The sequence below is a fragment of the Stenotrophomonas sp. CFBP 13718 genome (assembly GCF_014842145.1).
Lineage (GTDB): Bacteria > Pseudomonadota > Gammaproteobacteria > Xanthomonadales > Xanthomonadaceae > Stenotrophomonas.
The window spans coordinates 344280-359766 of record NZ_JACYVC010000001.1; the positions used below are offsets into that span (position 1 = coordinate 344280).

Annotated in this window: 14 protein-coding genes and 1 tRNA gene; 4 read left to right on the forward strand and 11 right to left on the reverse strand. The window is 65.6% G+C overall.

Annotation, left to right across the window (positions count from 1 at the left end; all coding sequences use genetic code 11):
• Positions 1-42: 42 nt before the first annotated feature.
• The 6 genes from IFT58_RS01460 to IFT58_RS01485 all read right to left on the reverse strand — a co-directional run bounded on the left by IFT58_RS01460 (position 43) and on the right by IFT58_RS01485 (position 7508).
• The gene (locus IFT58_RS01460) at positions 43-990 is read right to left on the reverse strand and encodes a DMT family transporter (RefSeq protein ID WP_192093730.1); all 948 of its coding nucleotides are present in this window, start codon (positions 988-990) and stop codon (positions 43-45) included.
• Between the two features lie 33 nt (positions 991-1023).
• Positions 1024-1761: an AraC family transcriptional regulator gene (locus tag IFT58_RS01465; protein ID WP_192093731.1), complete on the reverse strand. Its 738-nt coding sequence runs from the start codon at positions 1759-1761 to the stop codon at positions 1024-1026.
• Positions 1762-1865: 104 nt separating this feature from the next.
• A complete protein-coding gene (locus IFT58_RS01470) occupies positions 1866-2978 on the reverse strand; it encodes a hybrid sensor histidine kinase/response regulator (RefSeq protein ID WP_192093732.1) in 1113 nt (370 codons plus the stop codon).
• Complete coding sequence (locus tag IFT58_RS01475; RefSeq protein ID WP_188324213.1) at positions 2975-3544, reverse strand: chemotaxis protein CheB; 570 nt, start codon at positions 3542-3544, stop codon at positions 2975-2977. Before IFT58_RS01475 ends, IFT58_RS01470 begins: the two co-directional genes overlap by 4 nt.
• Entirely contained in the window at positions 3544-4368 is an 825-nt protein-coding gene (locus IFT58_RS01480; protein ID WP_188324214.1) for a CheR family methyltransferase, read from the reverse strand. The genes IFT58_RS01475 and IFT58_RS01480 overlap by 1 nt, the downstream gene beginning before the upstream one ends.
• Positions 4365-7508, reverse strand: a complete 3144-nt coding sequence (locus tag IFT58_RS01485) for a response regulator (RefSeq protein WP_192079160.1) — start codon at positions 7506-7508, stop codon at positions 4365-4367. Before IFT58_RS01485 ends, IFT58_RS01480 begins: the two co-directional genes overlap by 4 nt.
• A 145-nt stretch (positions 7509-7653) precedes the next feature.
• Here IFT58_RS01485 and IFT58_RS01490 point away from each other — a divergent pair, with 145 nt between their 5' ends.
• Together IFT58_RS01490 and IFT58_RS01495 are read left to right on the forward strand one after the other, a co-directional pair.
• On the forward strand, positions 7654-8811 hold the full coding sequence (locus tag IFT58_RS01490; protein WP_342029518.1) for an ATP-binding protein: 1158 nt from the start codon (positions 7654-7656) through the stop codon (positions 8809-8811).
• Positions 8804-9160: a response regulator gene (locus IFT58_RS01495; protein ID WP_188324217.1), complete on the forward strand. Its 357-nt coding sequence runs from the start codon at positions 8804-8806 to the stop codon at positions 9158-9160. Before IFT58_RS01490 ends, IFT58_RS01495 begins: the two co-directional genes overlap by 8 nt.
• Before the next feature lie 200 nt (positions 9161-9360).
• Here IFT58_RS01495 and IFT58_RS01500 read toward each other — a convergent pair whose 3' ends face one another.
• From IFT58_RS01500 to IFT58_RS01510, 3 genes are all read right to left on the reverse strand, one after another.
• The gene (locus IFT58_RS01500; RefSeq protein WP_192079156.1) at positions 9361-10032 is read right to left on the reverse strand and encodes a MarC family protein; all 672 of its coding nucleotides are present in this window, start codon (positions 10030-10032) and stop codon (positions 9361-9363) included.
• 104 nt (positions 10033-10136) lie between these two features.
• Positions 10137-10823, reverse strand: a complete 687-nt coding sequence (locus IFT58_RS01505) for an outer membrane beta-barrel protein (RefSeq protein WP_192079153.1) — start codon at positions 10821-10823, stop codon at positions 10137-10139.
• Positions 10824-10970: 147 nt separating this feature from the next.
• Entirely contained in the window at positions 10971-11150 is a 180-nt protein-coding gene (locus tag IFT58_RS01510) for a hypothetical protein (RefSeq protein WP_192079151.1), read from the reverse strand.
• Between the two features lie 619 nt (positions 11151-11769).
• Here IFT58_RS01510 and IFT58_RS01515 point away from each other — a divergent pair.
• Positions 11770-12969 carry a GAF domain-containing sensor histidine kinase gene (locus IFT58_RS01515; protein ID WP_192093733.1) on the forward strand — a complete coding sequence of 400 codons (1200 nt, stop codon included), beginning with the start codon at positions 11770-11772 and terminating at the stop codon, positions 12967-12969.
• A 162-nt stretch (positions 12970-13131) separates the two neighbouring features.
• Here the strand turns inward: IFT58_RS01515 and IFT58_RS01520 are convergent, their stop codons facing one another.
• Both IFT58_RS01520 and IFT58_RS01525 read right to left on the reverse strand, forming a co-directional pair.
• Complete coding sequence (locus IFT58_RS01520) at positions 13132-14532, reverse strand: TraB/GumN family protein (protein WP_192093734.1); 1401 nt, start codon at positions 14530-14532, stop codon at positions 13132-13134.
• Between the two features lie 116 nt (positions 14533-14648).
• Positions 14649-14725: transfer RNA gene (locus tag IFT58_RS01525), tRNA-Arg, on the reverse strand.
• Between the two features lie 181 nt (positions 14726-14906).
• On the opposite strand from IFT58_RS01525, the gene IFT58_RS01530 reads away from it, so the two are divergent.
• Entirely contained in the window at positions 14907-15449 is a 543-nt protein-coding gene (locus IFT58_RS01530; protein ID WP_249405047.1) for a phosphatase PAP2 family protein, read from the forward strand.
• The last annotated feature ends 38 nt before the right edge of the window (positions 15450-15487 follow it).

Consider the following 15487-nt stretch of genomic DNA (forward strand, 5'->3'; position numbering starts at 1 on the left):
ACGTCGCTGGCGCGCGGGGCGGCCGCCACGACATCGTCTTCCTCAGCCAGCATGCTCGGTAATCGCGCGTGGCGCGCGATGCGCATGCGCGCACCAGAGCACCCCGGTCACCAGGCAGGCGATGGCCGCCAGCTCCAGCGCGGTGGGCCAGCGCCGTTGCCAGCCGAAGCCGTACAGCAGGGCAAACAGGGTTTCGAACACGATCATCTGGCCGGTCAGCGTCAACGGCAGCAGACGACTCGCGCGGTTCCAGCAGGCATTGCCCAACAGCGAGGCAATGATCGCTACGCCGGCGCTGACGACCCAGAACAGCCCCCACGCCCCCGCATCGTGATGCGCCGTGTTGAAGACGAAGGCCATCGGCACCAGCAGCAGCGCGAGCGCGCCGGTGACCACGCCGGTGAGCAATGACCAATCATGTGCGGACAGATCCGGGCGACGCTGCAACCAGCGACTGTTGCCCACCGAATAGGCCGCCCAGGACAGCAAGGCACCAAACGCACACAGCAGGCCCAGCACGCGTTGTCGCCACGGCGTAGCCACGTGCTCGGACACCAGTGCCTCGTAACCGACCAAGGCGACGCCCGTCAGGCACAGCAGCAGCGCCGGTGCCAGCTTGGCCAACCGCACCGCGCCTTCTTCGCGCACGCCCACCAAGGTAACGACGACGGGAATCAAGCCAACGATCAGCGATGCCGCCGCACCGCCTGCCCACTGCACGGCGGTCGCCAGCAGCAGGAAATACACCAGGTTGCCGGCCAGGCTCAGCCACACCAGCCCGCGCCATTCGGCAGCACCGAGCTGCGGCGCCAAGCGCTTCCAGCGCGGCCAGAGCAGGGCCACGGCCACCAGCCCATAGATCAGATAGCGGCCGGCGGAGAGCTGCACCGCATCGAAGGCCATCAGTACGGCGGGAGCCAGGAACACCACGCCCCAGAGCGCGCCTGCCGCCACGCCATTGCCGATGCCCACACCCATCGAACGATTCATCACACCGCCTACCCTGCTGTCAGGCCGGGAAGCCTAGGGGGTGGGTGCGCGGCGTGTCTTGACCCGGGCTACGGTCGCGGGCCCGCGAGAGCGCCAGGTGGTAGGAGTACGCCCGGTTTCGCGCACCAGCGCACGCGTCAGCGCACTCTGCTCCGAATAGCCCACACGCTGGGCGACCTGGCTGATCGGCAACGCGGTCGTGCACAGCAGATGGCGTGCCAGGCGCAGGCGCACGGCACTCAACCACGCCTGTGGAGGCAGCCCGGTTTCGCGCACAAACCAGGCATGCAGGTGGCTGACGCTCAACCCCGCCCGTCGCGCCATGCGCTCCACCGGCCACGGCTCACCCGGCGCATCCTGGATGTGGGTGCACAGCGCCTGCAGACGTGCGCCACTGCCATCGGGCGCGAACGCCTGCAACAGCTGCGGCAGCAGCGAAGCGCGATCACCAGCGGGCGTGGCGTGCAACGCGCGGCGCAGCGACTGCGGCAGGAACAGCCAGCGCTGACGCCGCAGGTGGTCCAGGGTGTGGTCGTCGAACCATTGCAGATCGCAATCAATCACCAGATGGGCATTGCGCCCCTGCCCCCTCTGGTCATGGTGCTCACCTGGCGCGACGAACACGCCCTGAAACGCATCCAGCCGCGCCCCCTGACCGTCCAGTTCGAACTGCAGCTCACCCCGCAGCGGCAGCACCCATTGCGCGAAGTCGTGGCGGTCGCCACCGCCGGCGTCGCCGTAACTGCGGATGTGGAAGCACGGGGTGTTCATCGGGCAAGTCTCGCGCTCGCCTTGATCCCGCGCAAGCAGGGCAAGCGGGACCAGGGCGCTTTTACGGTGCGAGAGAAACCTGCCGTTCTACAGCGCGGGTCCGATCAGGCCCGCCGGGGCAGGCGGGCTTCGAACACCACGTCCTGTGCTTCGTTGCGTGCTTCCAGTTCGCCGCCATGTGCGCGCACGAACTGGTCGGCAATGAACAACCCCAGCCCCAAACCCTTGCTGGCATGGAAGCTGGCTTTGAACGGCTCGAACAGGCGCGGCAGCAGGCTGTCGCCAATATGCCCGCGATTGCGTACGCGCAGCACGACCTGCGCCGGATCCTCGCCGTCCACCTGCACTTCGACCGGTTCGTTGCCACCGTGCACAAGCGCATTGCCGATCAGGTTGGACACGACCTGCGCCAAGCGATCCGGGTCGCCCTGCATGCGCGCATCACCGGACTGCCGCACGTCGATCGCCGCGTTGGCCTGGCCGCGTTCCACTTCCTGTACTACGGCGGTGACCACGCTTGCGGCGTTGCACGGCGTACGCTCCAGGCGCAAGCCGCCGGACCGGATGCGCGAGAAATCGAGCAACTGGTCGACCATCCGCGCCATGCGCAGGGTACTGGTCTCCAGGTGCCGCAACGTCTGCTGCGCGCTGGCGTCCTGCGGAATGTCCAGCGACAACTTGTCCGCGCACAACAGGATCGCCGACAGCGGCGTGCGCAGGTCGTGGGTCAGCACGGCCATCATCGTTTCATTGAGCGTCAGCGCGCGCTCCAGCGCCTCGTTGCGCGATTTCAGCAAGCGCTTCTGCTCGTACAACTCGATGAACACACCGAGCTTGCCGAGGATGATCTGCGGTTCGATCGGCTTGTGCAGGAAGTCCACCGCACCGCTTTCATAGCCCTTGAACGCACGCACCGGATCCTGCGGCGAGGCCGTGAGGAAGATGATCGGCACATCGCGGCTGCGCGCCGAACCCCGCATCAGCTCGGCCAGCGCGAAGCCGTCCATTTCCGGCATCTGCACATCCAGCAGCGCCAAGGCGACATCATGTTCCAGCAACAGCTCCAGCGCCTCATAGCCGGAGGACGCGCAGAGAATACGCAGTCCATCACGGCGCAACAGCGCTTCCATCGCAACCAGGTTCTGCGGCACGTCATCGACGATCAACACATTGACCGGCGCTGCGTCTGCTACAGCCACGGGATGAAGCAGGTTCATTTCAAATCCTTCAGGCATCTGCATATCTCTTCAAGCGTCAGCACCGCATCGGCACCGGCACGCTGCAGGGCCGAAGCGGGCATCATCGACGCCTCGGCATCTTCGGGGCATTGCAACCAGGCTTGGCCACCCGCATCACGAACGGCCGCCACGCCTTCGCTGCCATCACTGCTGGCTCCCGTCAGCAGGATCGCCAACACATCCTCACCAAACACGGCAGCCGCCGATTCGAACAGCGGGTCGATGGCGGGACGCGAGAACAACACCGGTGCATCCATCGACAGCGCAATGGACGACGCATCTTCGACCAGCAGATGGTAATCCGGCGGTGCGAAGGTGACCGTCCCCCGCTCCAGCGGTTGCTTGTCCTCGGCCTCGCGCACGGTCAATGCCGACGACGGATCCAGCAACTCGGCAATCCGGCTGGGCCGATCCCGCGGCAGGTGCAACACCACCAGCACCGGACAGCCCAGCGCCGCAGGCAATGCTGCCAGCACCCGCTGCAACGCAGTGACGCCCCCGGCAGAGGCGCCGATCACCAGCAGCCGCGGAAACGCAGCGCCCATCAGGCCGCCTTCCGGTACAGGCGCTGCTCCCGCGCGCAGGTTTCGAACGCGTTGCCGTGCTCGCCGAACTGCAGCGACTCCTTGCTGCCCAGTCCGAGGAAGCCGCGGTGCACCAGCGCCTCGCGGAACAGCCCCACGGCGCGATCCTGCAGCGGACGGTTGAAATAGATCAGCACGTTCCGGCACGAGACCAGATGGACTTCGGAGAACACGGTATCGGTGGCCAGGCTGTGATCGGCGAACACCACGTTGCGGCGCAGGCGTCGGTCGAACACCGCGCCGTCGTACCCGGTGGTGTAGTAATCCGACAGCGAGCTCTGGCCGCCGGCCTGCAGATAGTTGCGGCTGAACTGGGCGATCCGGTCGATACCGTAGGTGCCCGACTCCGCCGCTGCCAATGCAGAGGGATTGATGTCGGTCGCGTAGATGATGCTGCGATCCAACAGCCCCTCTTCCTGCAGCAGGATCGCCAGCGACCACACCTCTTCGCCGGTACTGCAGCCGGCTACCCACAGCTTGATCGACGGATACGTGCGCAGCACCGGCACCGCCAGCTCGCGCAGCGCCTTGAAGTACGACGGGTCGCGGAACATCTCCGACACCTGCACGGTGAAGAACTGCATCGCCTGGGCGAACAGGTCCGGCTCATGCAGCAGGCGGTGCTGCAGGTCAGACAGCCGCTCGCACTCATAGCGCTGCATGGCCTGGCGCATGCGCCGCCGCAACGACGACACCGCATAGTTACGGAAATCGTAGTGGTAGCGCTGGTAGATGGCTTCCACCAGCACCTTCAACTCCAGGTCGAACAGCTCCGCCTCGTTCATTGCCGCGAGCACCACACCCGGCACAGCGACACCAGCTTGTCCACGTCGATGGGCTTGGCGATGTAGTCGTTGGCACCGGCCTGCAGGCAGCGTTCGCGGTCATCGGGCATGGCCTTGGCGGTCAGCGCGATGATCGGCAGGTCCTTGTGCTGGCGCTGGCTGCGGATCTCGCGCATGGCGGTCAACCCATCCATTTCAGGCATCATGATGTCCATCAGCACCAGGTCCACTTCCATGGTCGCCAGCCGGTCCACGGCCTCGCGACCGTTGCGTGCGATCTCCAGCTTCACCCCCAACGGCTCCAGCACGCTGGACAGGGCGAAGATGTTGCGGACATCGTCCTCGGCCAGCAGTACGGTGCGGCCATCCAGCACCGAATCGCGTCGACGCGCCTCGCGCAGCAGGCGCTGCTGGTCGGTGGGCAGGTTGGCCTCCACGCTGTGCAGGAACAGGGTCACTTCGTCGAGCAGGCGCTCCGGCGAACGAGCCCCCTTGATGATGATGCTCTTGGAGTAACGGCGCAGGCGCTGTTCTTCTTCGCGCCCCAAGGCGCGGCCGGTGTACACGATGACCGGCGGGAAGCCGACGTCCTCGCTCTTGGCCATGTACTCCAGCAGGTCGTAGCCACTGCCGTCGGGCAGGGCCAGGTCGGTCACCATGCAGTCGAAGGTCGCACTGCTCAGCTGCTGCACTGCCTCGGCGATGGTGCCGACAGCGGTGATCTGCAGCTGTTCGCGGCCCAGCAGCAGTTCAAGGTTGCCACGCAGTTCGGTGTCGTCCTCGACGATCAGCAGACGGCGCACGTCACGCTGACTGGTCTTTTCCAACTGCTGGATGGCTTCCACCAGGCGCTCGCGGGTGGCCGGCTTGATCACATAGCCGATGGCCCCCAGCTCCATCGCCAGCTGGCTGCGCTCCATGCCCGACACCACGTGCACGGGGATGTGGCGGGTCAACGGATCGCGCTTCAGGCGCTCCAGCACGCTCAGCCCGGACACATCGGGCAGGCCGATGTCCAGCAGCACGCCACTCGGGCGCAGCTCGCGCGCCATCGTCAGCGCCTCCTCGGCCGTGGTCGCGACCACGCAGTCGAAGTCCAGTTCACGCGCAAGCGTCACCAGCGCCTCGGCGAAGGTGGCGTCATCTTCCACCGCCAGGATCAGCCGCTCGCTGCGCAGGGAACCGGCACGCTGGTTCGCCGCCGCCTGCCACGCCACCAGTGACGGCGACGCCGATACCGCTGCGGCTTCACTGCGGGCCTGTACCGGGATGGTGGCCGGCGCCGCTGCAGGCACACGAGGGCTGGCAGGCGTCGAGGTGGCGTGCGCGCTGCCCATCGTCGGTGGCGCGTCGGCCTGTTCGGGCGAGCCGCTCAACGGCAATTCCAACGAGAAGGTGCTGCCACGGCCCAGCTCGCTTTGCACCCGGATGTCGCCGCCCATGCGGGTGGCGAGGTCGCGCGAAATCGAAAGCCCAAGACCGGTGCCGCCATAGCGGCGACGCGTGCTGCCGTCGGCCTGGCGGAACGCTTCGAACACGGCGTCCAGTTGTTCGGCGGCGATGCCGATACCGCTGTCGCGCACCACGAAGCGCACCCGGTCAGGGGCCACGGCCTGCACCTGCAGGCTGACCGTGCCGTGTTCGGTGAACTTGACCGCGTTGGCCAACAGGTTCTTCAGGATCTGCTGCAGGCGCTGGCTGTCTGCGGTGAACTGGCTGGGTGCACCGGCATCGGCCACGATCTCCAGTGCCAGCCCTTTCTCGCGCGCCAGCGGCTCGAACGTTTCGCGCAGCCGCTGCAGCGCGCCGTCGACCACCACCACCTCATCGGACAGTTCCACATGGCCGGCTTCGATGCGGGCCAGGTCCAGGATGTCGTTGATCAACGACAACAGGTCATTGTTCGACGACAGGATGGCCTGCGCGTACTTGACCTGCTCATCGCTCAACGTGCCGTCGCGGTTGTCGGACAGCAGCTTGGCCAGGATCAACGAACTGTTCAGTGGCGTCCGCAGCTCGTGCGACATGTTGGCCAGGAACTCGGACTTGTAGCGCGAGGCGGCAGACAGCTCGTTGGAGTTGCGCACCAGCGCAGCCTGCGCGATCAGCAGCGCCTGCTTCTGCCCTTCCAGCTCGTGCGTGCGCTCTTCCAGCTGCACGTTGGTCTGTTCCATTTCCGCCTGCTGCTGCTCCAGGTTGGTCTGGGAGTGCAGCAGGCTGCGGCTCTGCTCTTCCAGCTCTTCGTTGGACACGCGCAGTTCTTCCTGCTGTGCCTGCAACTCTTCACCCTGGCGCTGCGATTCCTCCAGCAGCTCGGCCAACCTTGCGCGCAGCACGGCCGCGCGCAGTGCGATGCCGATGGTGTCGGCGCAGCGCTCCAGCAGCACGCGGTCGAGGTGCGGAACGCGCCCCGGACGGATGCGACCCAACTCGACCACGCCAACAATGACATCGTCGCTGAGGATCGGCGCCAGCAGGCGCTCACGCAGGGGGGTGTCGCCCAGGCTGGAACTGATCTTCAGCACGCTGCCCTCCACCTCGCGCAGGTGACGGACCTTGCCCTCGCGGACCACCTGCCCCAGCTGGCCCTCGGCCAGCCCCAGCGACTGCGGTATGCCGCCTGGCAGCGCCACGCCACCGGTCAACAGCAACTGATGGTTTTCGATGCGAAACATGACGGCGGTCTGCGCGTTCAACTGCTCGGCCAGCGTGGTCATGGCGGCCTCGGCGATCTTTTCCGGGCCGAGGTCACCGCGCAGGCTCATCGCCACCACGTTTTCACTCTCCTGAAGCCAGAGTGCTTCGGAGGCTTCGCGGCGCGCCTGGATTGCGCGGTTGACGATCAGCGCGATCATCAGGAAGGCAAAGCCGCCAATGGTGCGGTTGACGAACGAGAAAGCTGAATTGGTGCTCGCCGGTGCGATGTTGTAGCCCACTGCGAGGAAGATGCAGGCGGCGACGGCCACCAGCAGCGGCAACCCCGCATGGCGCTGGAACACTGTCACGCCAATGGCGAGGAAATAGGCCAACCAGACCGCATATCCAAGCGGGACAACCAGTTCAAGCGCCGCGGTAGAGGCCAACAAAGCGGCAGACAGCCCCCACACCCAGGGGTCGCGCGTGCTTGAAGCAGAGGTCATGGAGTGAGATCCCGGCACAAAGAAGTGAGATGGTAACTGAATGACCGTCGTTTCCTGCACGACTTTCGGCACGCGCCCACCTACACAGATCCTTCACACTATCGCTTCTAGCTTCACCGGCCTCAGGGGTCTTCAGCGCAGTCTCGTGGTAAACGCCGTCACCAAGCTCACCTCACAGACAGAGTCCAGCCAACAGTTGAAGCTTCTCATCGAGAGCGTCACTGATCACGCCCTGTACCTGCTCGACACGGATGGCCTGGTATGCAGCTGGAACCCAGGGGCGGAGCGGATCAAGGGATACCCGGCCGACGACGTCATCGGTACGCATTTCAGTCGCTTCCACTGCCCCACTGACCGCGATGCGGGCGAGCCGGGCCGTTCGTTGGACATTGCCGCACGTGAAGGACGCTACGCCGGCGAAGGCTGGCGGCTACGCAGTGATGGCAGCCGGTTCCGGGCGAGCGTGGTCATCGAGCCGGTATTTGAATCCGAGGTGCTGGTGGGCTTCGTCAAGGTCACCCGCGATATCACCGAAAGCTACCAGGCCCAGGTATTGCTGCGTGACGCGCAGCGGGCGCTGGCCAGCACCCAACAGTTCGAGAAAGTCAGCCAGCTCAGCCGCGGCCTGGCGCACGAGTTCAACAACCTCCTGACCACCATCCACAACGCCCTGGACCTCATCGCGCTGCGCTGTGACAAAGACGACACGACCGAACGGCTGATCGGCAACGCGCAGGCGGCAGCCGACCGCGGCGCGCTGCTCACCCGCCAATTGCTTGCCTTCGGCGCCGGCCAGACCCTGGTGCGGGAGCGTGTGTCCACGGCCGATTGGCTGCAGCCTGCGCTGGCCGCCCTGCAGCAGCGCTGCCTGGCCAAACACACACTGCAACTGCAGGTCACCCGGGTACTGCCCGACGTGCTGCTGGACCCCTCGCAGCTGGAGGCGGCCCTGTTCAATCTGGTGGGCAACGCCTGCGACGCCATGCCCGAGGGTGGGCATATCTGTATCATCGGCGACCTGGAGCGCCGGCTGGACCCGCAGGCCGACACCCCGACCTACCGTGATTTCGTCGCCATCCGGGTCCAGGATGAAGGCCATGGCATGGCACCGGATATCGCAGCACGGGCCAGCGAACCGTTTTTCACGACCAAGGACATCGGCCAAGGCAGCGGGTTGGGCCTGAGCCAGGTGTTCGGATTCATTACCCAATGCGGCGGATTCGTCGACGTGTCGAGCACCGAAGGTGGTGGTACGACAGTCAGCCTGCTGCTGCCTGCCCTGGAGGTTCCCGCCAATGACTGACCCCATCCGCGTACTCATGGTCGAAGACCAGGAAGACCTGCGCGACATGATCGGGCTGGCCCTGCAGGACATGGGCATCGCCGTGGACACCACCGCAGACGGCCACGAGGCCGTGGCGATGATGGAAAGCGAACGCGAGTACGACGTGGTATTCAGCGATGTCAGCATGCCCAATGGCATGTCCGGCATCGAACTGAGCGAGCACGTCGCCCGCGCCCAGCCCGGCGCCCGCATGATCCTGTCATCCGGCTACGCCCGCTCGCAGCTGCCGCCCCTGCCCGGCCACGTCGAGTTCCTGCCCAAACCCTATCGCCTGCGCCAGCTGCTGGAACTGCTCAGCCCACGCTGAAAGCGGTGCTGGCGCTGAGGGGTGGGTCAACCGGGTAGAGCCGACTTCAGTCGGCTGCCGTTGATTGGAGAGGTAGAGCCGACGTCAGTCGGCTGTAGTTGTCCCAGCCGACTGAAGTCGGCTCTACCCGGCCCTGTTGAAACCAGCCGACTGAAGTCGGCTCTACCCAGCCCGTCGAAACCAGCCGACTGAAGTCCGCCCTACGTTGCGCTCAGATCCAGCCAGCCTGACCACACCAGCTGGATGCCGATGCACAACAGCACGAAGGCCACCAGTTGCTGCATCACCACCGCGCCGGAGGGCCCCAGGCGCGTGACCACCACGATCGAGTTGCGCAGGATCAGGTAGATCACCACCGCCACCATCAGCGCCCCGCCGACCGCAACGATCGCGCCCGACAGGAAGTGCAGCGGGTGCAGCGGGTTCATCGATTCACCGTGTGCGCCCAGGGTGATGCAGGCGGAAATCACACCCGGACCGGTGGTCAACGGAAACGTCAGCGGATAGAAACTGCGCTGCATCAACTGGTCATCCGCAATGCCCGCTGCCTCGGTCTCATGCGCGGTCGGCGACGTATCGGGGCGGGGCGCCAGCATCCGCCATGCACTCGCCGCGACCAGCAGCCCACCACCAAAGCGCACCACCGCCAGCGAAATGCCGAAAACGGTCAGCACGTAGGTGCCGACCAGCATCGACGCGATGATCACCCATGCCACGTTCATCCCGATCTGCCGTGCAAGCAGGCGCGCAAGTCCGTGCTTGTTGCCGACGGACGAAACGAAAATCGAGGCGATGCTCAGCGGGTTGATGATCGGCAGCAGGGTCACCGGGACCAGCGCCATATCCTTCAACAGGGCGATCATGTATTCCATGTCAGCTCCACGCCAGCGGGTCATTGCCCGCCAATGAAGAGGGGCCGCCCTGTCGCACCAAGCCAAGCTCGGCGGACACAGCGGCCCCACCTCGTCCCGTCAGATCAGAAGGCGTAACGGCCGCCGAGGTAGATTTCGCTCGACACCAGGTTGGCGCTCATCTTTTCGTCCTGCAGCGAACGCGCGTTCGGGAACGCATTCCAGCCACTTTCGGTACGACCCATGTCGACGTAGCGGTAGCCCAGATCGAGGGTCAGCTTATCGATCGGGGAATACGCCACACCGGCGCCCAGCGACCACGACAGGTTGTCCTGGCGGCCGACGTTGTACTGGCGCGCAACCGTGCCCTGCCATCCATCAGACTTCAGGCGGGCGATACCGATGCCGACCGAACCGTACAGCGACACCTGGTCGGTGATGGCGAAATCGCGGTACACATTGGCCATCAGGCGCTGTGCCTCGATGTAATGCACGTTGTTGCTGAGCGGGAAGGTGGTCGACCCACTGGTGAACGTGTCGGTCTTCGGCAGGGTGTATTCACCCTCCACGCGCCACCCGTTGTTGTACGTGTAGCCCAGTGCGAACGAGCCGGTGGTGAACTTGTCGTCCTGCTTGCCCGGCACAAACGCGCCGATACCCGGACGGGCGCTGTCGGCCATCTCACGCGCCTTGTGCTCGGCTGCCACGACACGGCCGGCGACATAATAGCTGCCGTCATCAGCGAAGGCGGAGGCGGACTGCATGCCGGCGAGGGCCAGCAGCGAAAGCGAAACAATCTTGATCGAGGACATGAGGGTTTCTCATTGGATGACCCGGCACCGCGGGCGCCGAGGCAGCAGAAAGAGGCGTAATTGCCGTGGCACAAAGTAGGCGGGCGCTCCGCTGTGTCCTATAGGACCGGGCTGGAATCGCGTGCGGCAAGCGTCAGGCCGCGCCGATCAGTCGCGGTCCCCGGCGGCTGCACTGCGCAGCCGCGACTTGCGCCATCCACCATGAGAACGCACCTGGCCGCTGTCACCGGTGATCACGTAACGCGCGGCGCAGGACACGGCAACAAGCACTCCGACATGCCAGCTGCGCAGCTTGGCGTACGCATAGCGAAAGCGTCTCAGGCGCATGGGTATGCCTCCCGGGCGCTTACCGCCGTATCGCGGCCGGAAAAAAGAGAGGTCAGCTGCAAAGAAGCCGATCGCGGCACAGAAAGCGAAGTCGTCATGAATCTCCGGGCGCACGACACCTGCCGCAGGCAGTGCATCGTCGGCGCCGTCAACAGGGCACAGGCAGCGGATAACTGCCCGCCGAAGCTAAGCCTGGGTCCTCATGCACTCAATGGGACTTATCTGAAAAGTGCCGCCCCTCCGTACCACGGCGAGTGCGGCGCCGCTCACGCTGCCGCTGAGCCAGATGCACTACCCCAAGCAAGCAGGCGAAGCCGATGGCCACTTCAGACAGAGCAAGCAACAGGTGCATGGCGATCTCTCCGCGACAACAAATACGACAACCCCTGTCGCTTTCAACCTAGCGCGTCTGCCACCCGGCGTTCTGCAAGGCAGTGCGCATTTCCGGACACCCACCTGCCACGCGGGCAACAAAATCAGCGAATTGCGCGCAATCTCCTTAACTCTTCAGGATCAGACCCACGACGCACGAACTGCGCCCGCGCGTCCGAGATGTCACAATCGACACCTCACTTTTTCCTGCAGGGGTCCGAAGGCCCTTGAAAGCGTAAGCCGCCAGATGCGCAGAATTCCTTCCAAGGACGGTACGTTCCCCTCGTTCCACTCCTGCCTTGAGCTGGCGTGTGCGGTCAGCGGCATGCGCGTGGCACTGGTCGGGGAGGTCAGCAATGACGAATGGCGCGCCATCCATGCGCTGGACCGTGCCGGCATGGGCATCTCTGCCGGCCTGCGCCTGGACCTGATCAATACCTTCTGCCGCGACGTCACCGCGACCGGTGCGGCGGTCTGGTTCAGCGACTCCCAGCAGGACCCCATCCACTGCAGCAGTCCGATTCCGGCCGCGCATGGGTTCCGCAGCTACATCTCGGTGCCGGTGGTCCTTGCCGATGGGCGCGTCTACGGCACCCTGTGCACGCTGGACCCGGAGCCTCGCCAGGTCACCGACGAAAGCCTGCGGGCCATGCACGCGCTGGCCAAGGTCGTCGCCGAGCAGGTCGGTGCGGTCGAGCACACCTCCAGCGCCTCGCTCGCCCACTCCGAACAGCGGCTGCAGGCATCGGAAATGGTCAACAGCGCGCTGCGTGAAGAAGGCCGCGAGCGCGAGGAGTTCATCGCCGTGCTTGCGCACGATCTACGCAATCCATTACAGGCCATCCGCGTCACCTCGGAACTGCTGGCGCTGTCGGCCGCATCGCCTGCCCAACAGAACCTGCTGCAGCACCTGGACGACAGCGCGGACCGGATGGCCGAGTTGATCGACGTGACCCTGGATTTCGCCCGCGGGCGGCTGGGATCCGGGCTGGCCCTGCGCATCAAACCCTGCACCGGCCTGTCCGCCATCCTGACCCGGGTGAGCCAGCAGGCGCTGGCGCCCTACCCCGGCTGCCCGCTGGAAATCGACCTCGATCTTCCCGCGGTGGTGAACTGCGACGTGGACCGCCTGGGCCAGCTGATCAGCAACCTGCTGATCAACGCCGCGATCCACGGACAACAGGGCGAGCCCATCGTGCTCCGCGGGCGCGCGGACGACCGCGACATGACCCTGGAAGTGCAGAACCACGGCGCCATCCCGGAAGGATCGAAGGACACCCTGTTCAAGCCCTTCCACCGCTCCGGCGACCAGCGGCTGGATTCCGGCCTTGGACTGGGGCTGTATATCGCCGCGCAGATCGCCCTGTCCCACGGCGGCACCCTGACCGCCGCATCGGCCGCAGACACCGGCACCACCTTCACCGCCCGCCTGCCGCTGTCGCACTGAACCACGGGTAGAGCCGACTTCAGTCGGCTGCGGGGACCAAGCGCCACGGGTAGAGCCGACTTCAGTCGGCTGGGCGGAGCCAGCGCCGCTGGTAGAGCCGACTTCAGTCGGCTGCGGGGGCCNAATCCCCCGCCGCAAATCCCCCGGCAAATTTCCCCGCCCCTACTCCGGCGGCGCCTCCACCCCATACCCCCGCGCCGCCAACGCCCCCAGGTAATCCTCCCTGCCCAGCAAGAGACTCACCGGCGCCGTGGAAAAGGTAATCGCGTGCTGCGCCAGCGCCTTGTCCACCAGCCCGAGCCACTGCGCCCTGGTCTGCGCCGGCAGGTCGTTCCAGCCACGGCGACGCGCGAATTCCGAATCGTGCACCACGCCCATGCAGGTCCGCGCCATTGCTGGCAATGCGAGCCGCCGCAGCGCCGCGATGTCACCGGCCGCCCACGCATTGGCACGCTCCCGCAGCACCGGCGCATCGAACTCCACCGTATCCAGCGTGCGCGCAAAGCAGGCACGGTCATCGACTTCGGTGCCGCGCAGTTCCTTCAGCGCATCGCGGGCGTCGTCGATCTTCAACTTCACCCGCGCCTCTTCCGGCACCAGGTCGTTGTCCTTGTAGATGCGCTCCAGCGCCTCGGTCACCTGCTTGCTCTCGCGTAAGCCATTGCGCTTCAGGAAAGCACTGTAGAGCTCTCCCGAGGCAATCATCGGGCGCTTGTTCTCCACGCCCCGGTCGCGCCCGAGGTAGGTCTGCTTGAGCGTCAACCAACGCGCGTACGTCGCTGGCTCGATGATCTCCTGCAGCGTGCGGCCCTGCGGGTCCTTGGCGGTTCTGAGCGCCAGCGGCAGCAGCGTCAGCCCGCGGAACACCCCGATCTTTACGTCCGGCATCCAGCCCGGCGGACCCAACACATGGTCAGCGCCGGCAATGGCCTGCTCTACCTCGGTGGAACGCCACTGCACGCCTGCAGGAATCGGCGACACCGTGCCGAGCAGCCAAAGAACATGGCCTTGCGGCGACGTGATTTTCCAGAGACCGGGACCGGGCTGCTCGCCGGCGACCTGGACGGAGGCCATGTCGACGACGGGCCCTGCGGCTTGCAGCGCGTTCTGGGCGATTGCGGATGCGGGCGCCGCGCTCACCAGCAGGCAGAGCGCTGCGCCGCAGAGGAAGGACCGCGTGGGGCATCCGTGCTGCGGCATCTGACTTCCTCCCGAGTGAGTCCGCACTCTACCAATGGCGCAGGCGCAAGCGTAGTGCGGGCTGGCGTAGATGCCGGGGGCAAGCTTCCTGTTGGGGGGGGGGCGCGTCAAAAGGGGCTGGGACGCGCCGTCGTGCCGAACGTCTGCATCGAATTCACGGCGAGACTGATACACAGTCACGTCCCCGAATGGCACCACCCCATGACCACGGCCCATTACTTCTGCATCGAACTGATTGATCCGTCTGATAGGGGCGCCACCGGTTTTCTCAGTCTTTCTTTGTTCTGCAATACCTGCGGGCAGCGGCAGATTGAAAGCAGCCCGGCCGATGGCCGATTGCTGATTGAATGCATCGGCTGTCATGCGACGCAACCGCTATCGGAGGCGAGGTTCCTGCCGGGTCGTCGGCGCGCGGATTCGCGGCACTGACCTGCGCCTGCTGATGCCGCCTAGACGGCGGTGCTTGGCGCTTGGAATTCTGGTGACCCCGGCCCGATTCGAACGGGCGACCTTCCCCTTAGGAGGGGGACGCTCTATCCAGCTGAGCTACGGGGCCAGATCGAGGGTGTGAAGGATACAGCGTGGCGGCGGGCAGCACTACCTCGGATGGCGCGCGGTCAGCTCCGCATGTTCACAGCCCCGTATGCTGACTCACCCTGCCCGCACGACGTCCGGACTGCATGCCCTCCCCCTGGGACTTCCTCTCTCTGCTCGGCGACAGCCGCGTGCTGCTGCCAATGGCGGCCGTGCTGCTGATTGTCGGTTGGCGCACTGACACGACGTGGTACGTCCGCTGGGCACTGGCATTGTCGGTGGTGGGGCTGACTGTCCTGGCATCCAAGCTGGCCTTCCTCGGCTGGGGCATCGGCGTGGCGCGGCTGGACTTCACCGGCTTCAGCGGTCATGCGGCGATGTCGGCAGCGGTGTGGCCCATGGTGATGTATGTCGCGGTCGGCCGATCACCACGGTGGGCCGCTTTGCTCGGATTCGCGCTTGCAGCGGCGATCGGGTATTCGCGTATTCCGTTGAACGCGCATTCCTGGTCGGAAATCGGTGCCGGTCTGGCACTGGGGGCGCTTGGTACCGCGTGGGTCCTCGGCCGGGAGAAGAAGCCATGGCGGCTGCCTGCCCACTGGGTCGCCCTTGCCCTGCTTCTCGGCGGCTGTGTTCCGCTCATGCTGCCCCAGCTGCGCACGCATCAGGCGGTGGTGGAACTGGCCAAGATGCTGTCCGGCGCGGCGAAAGAGTTCGACCGCAGCGCGATCCACGGTAAAAAGTAGCGCGGATAACGTGAAATTGTCCGCAGATCAAGAATTTA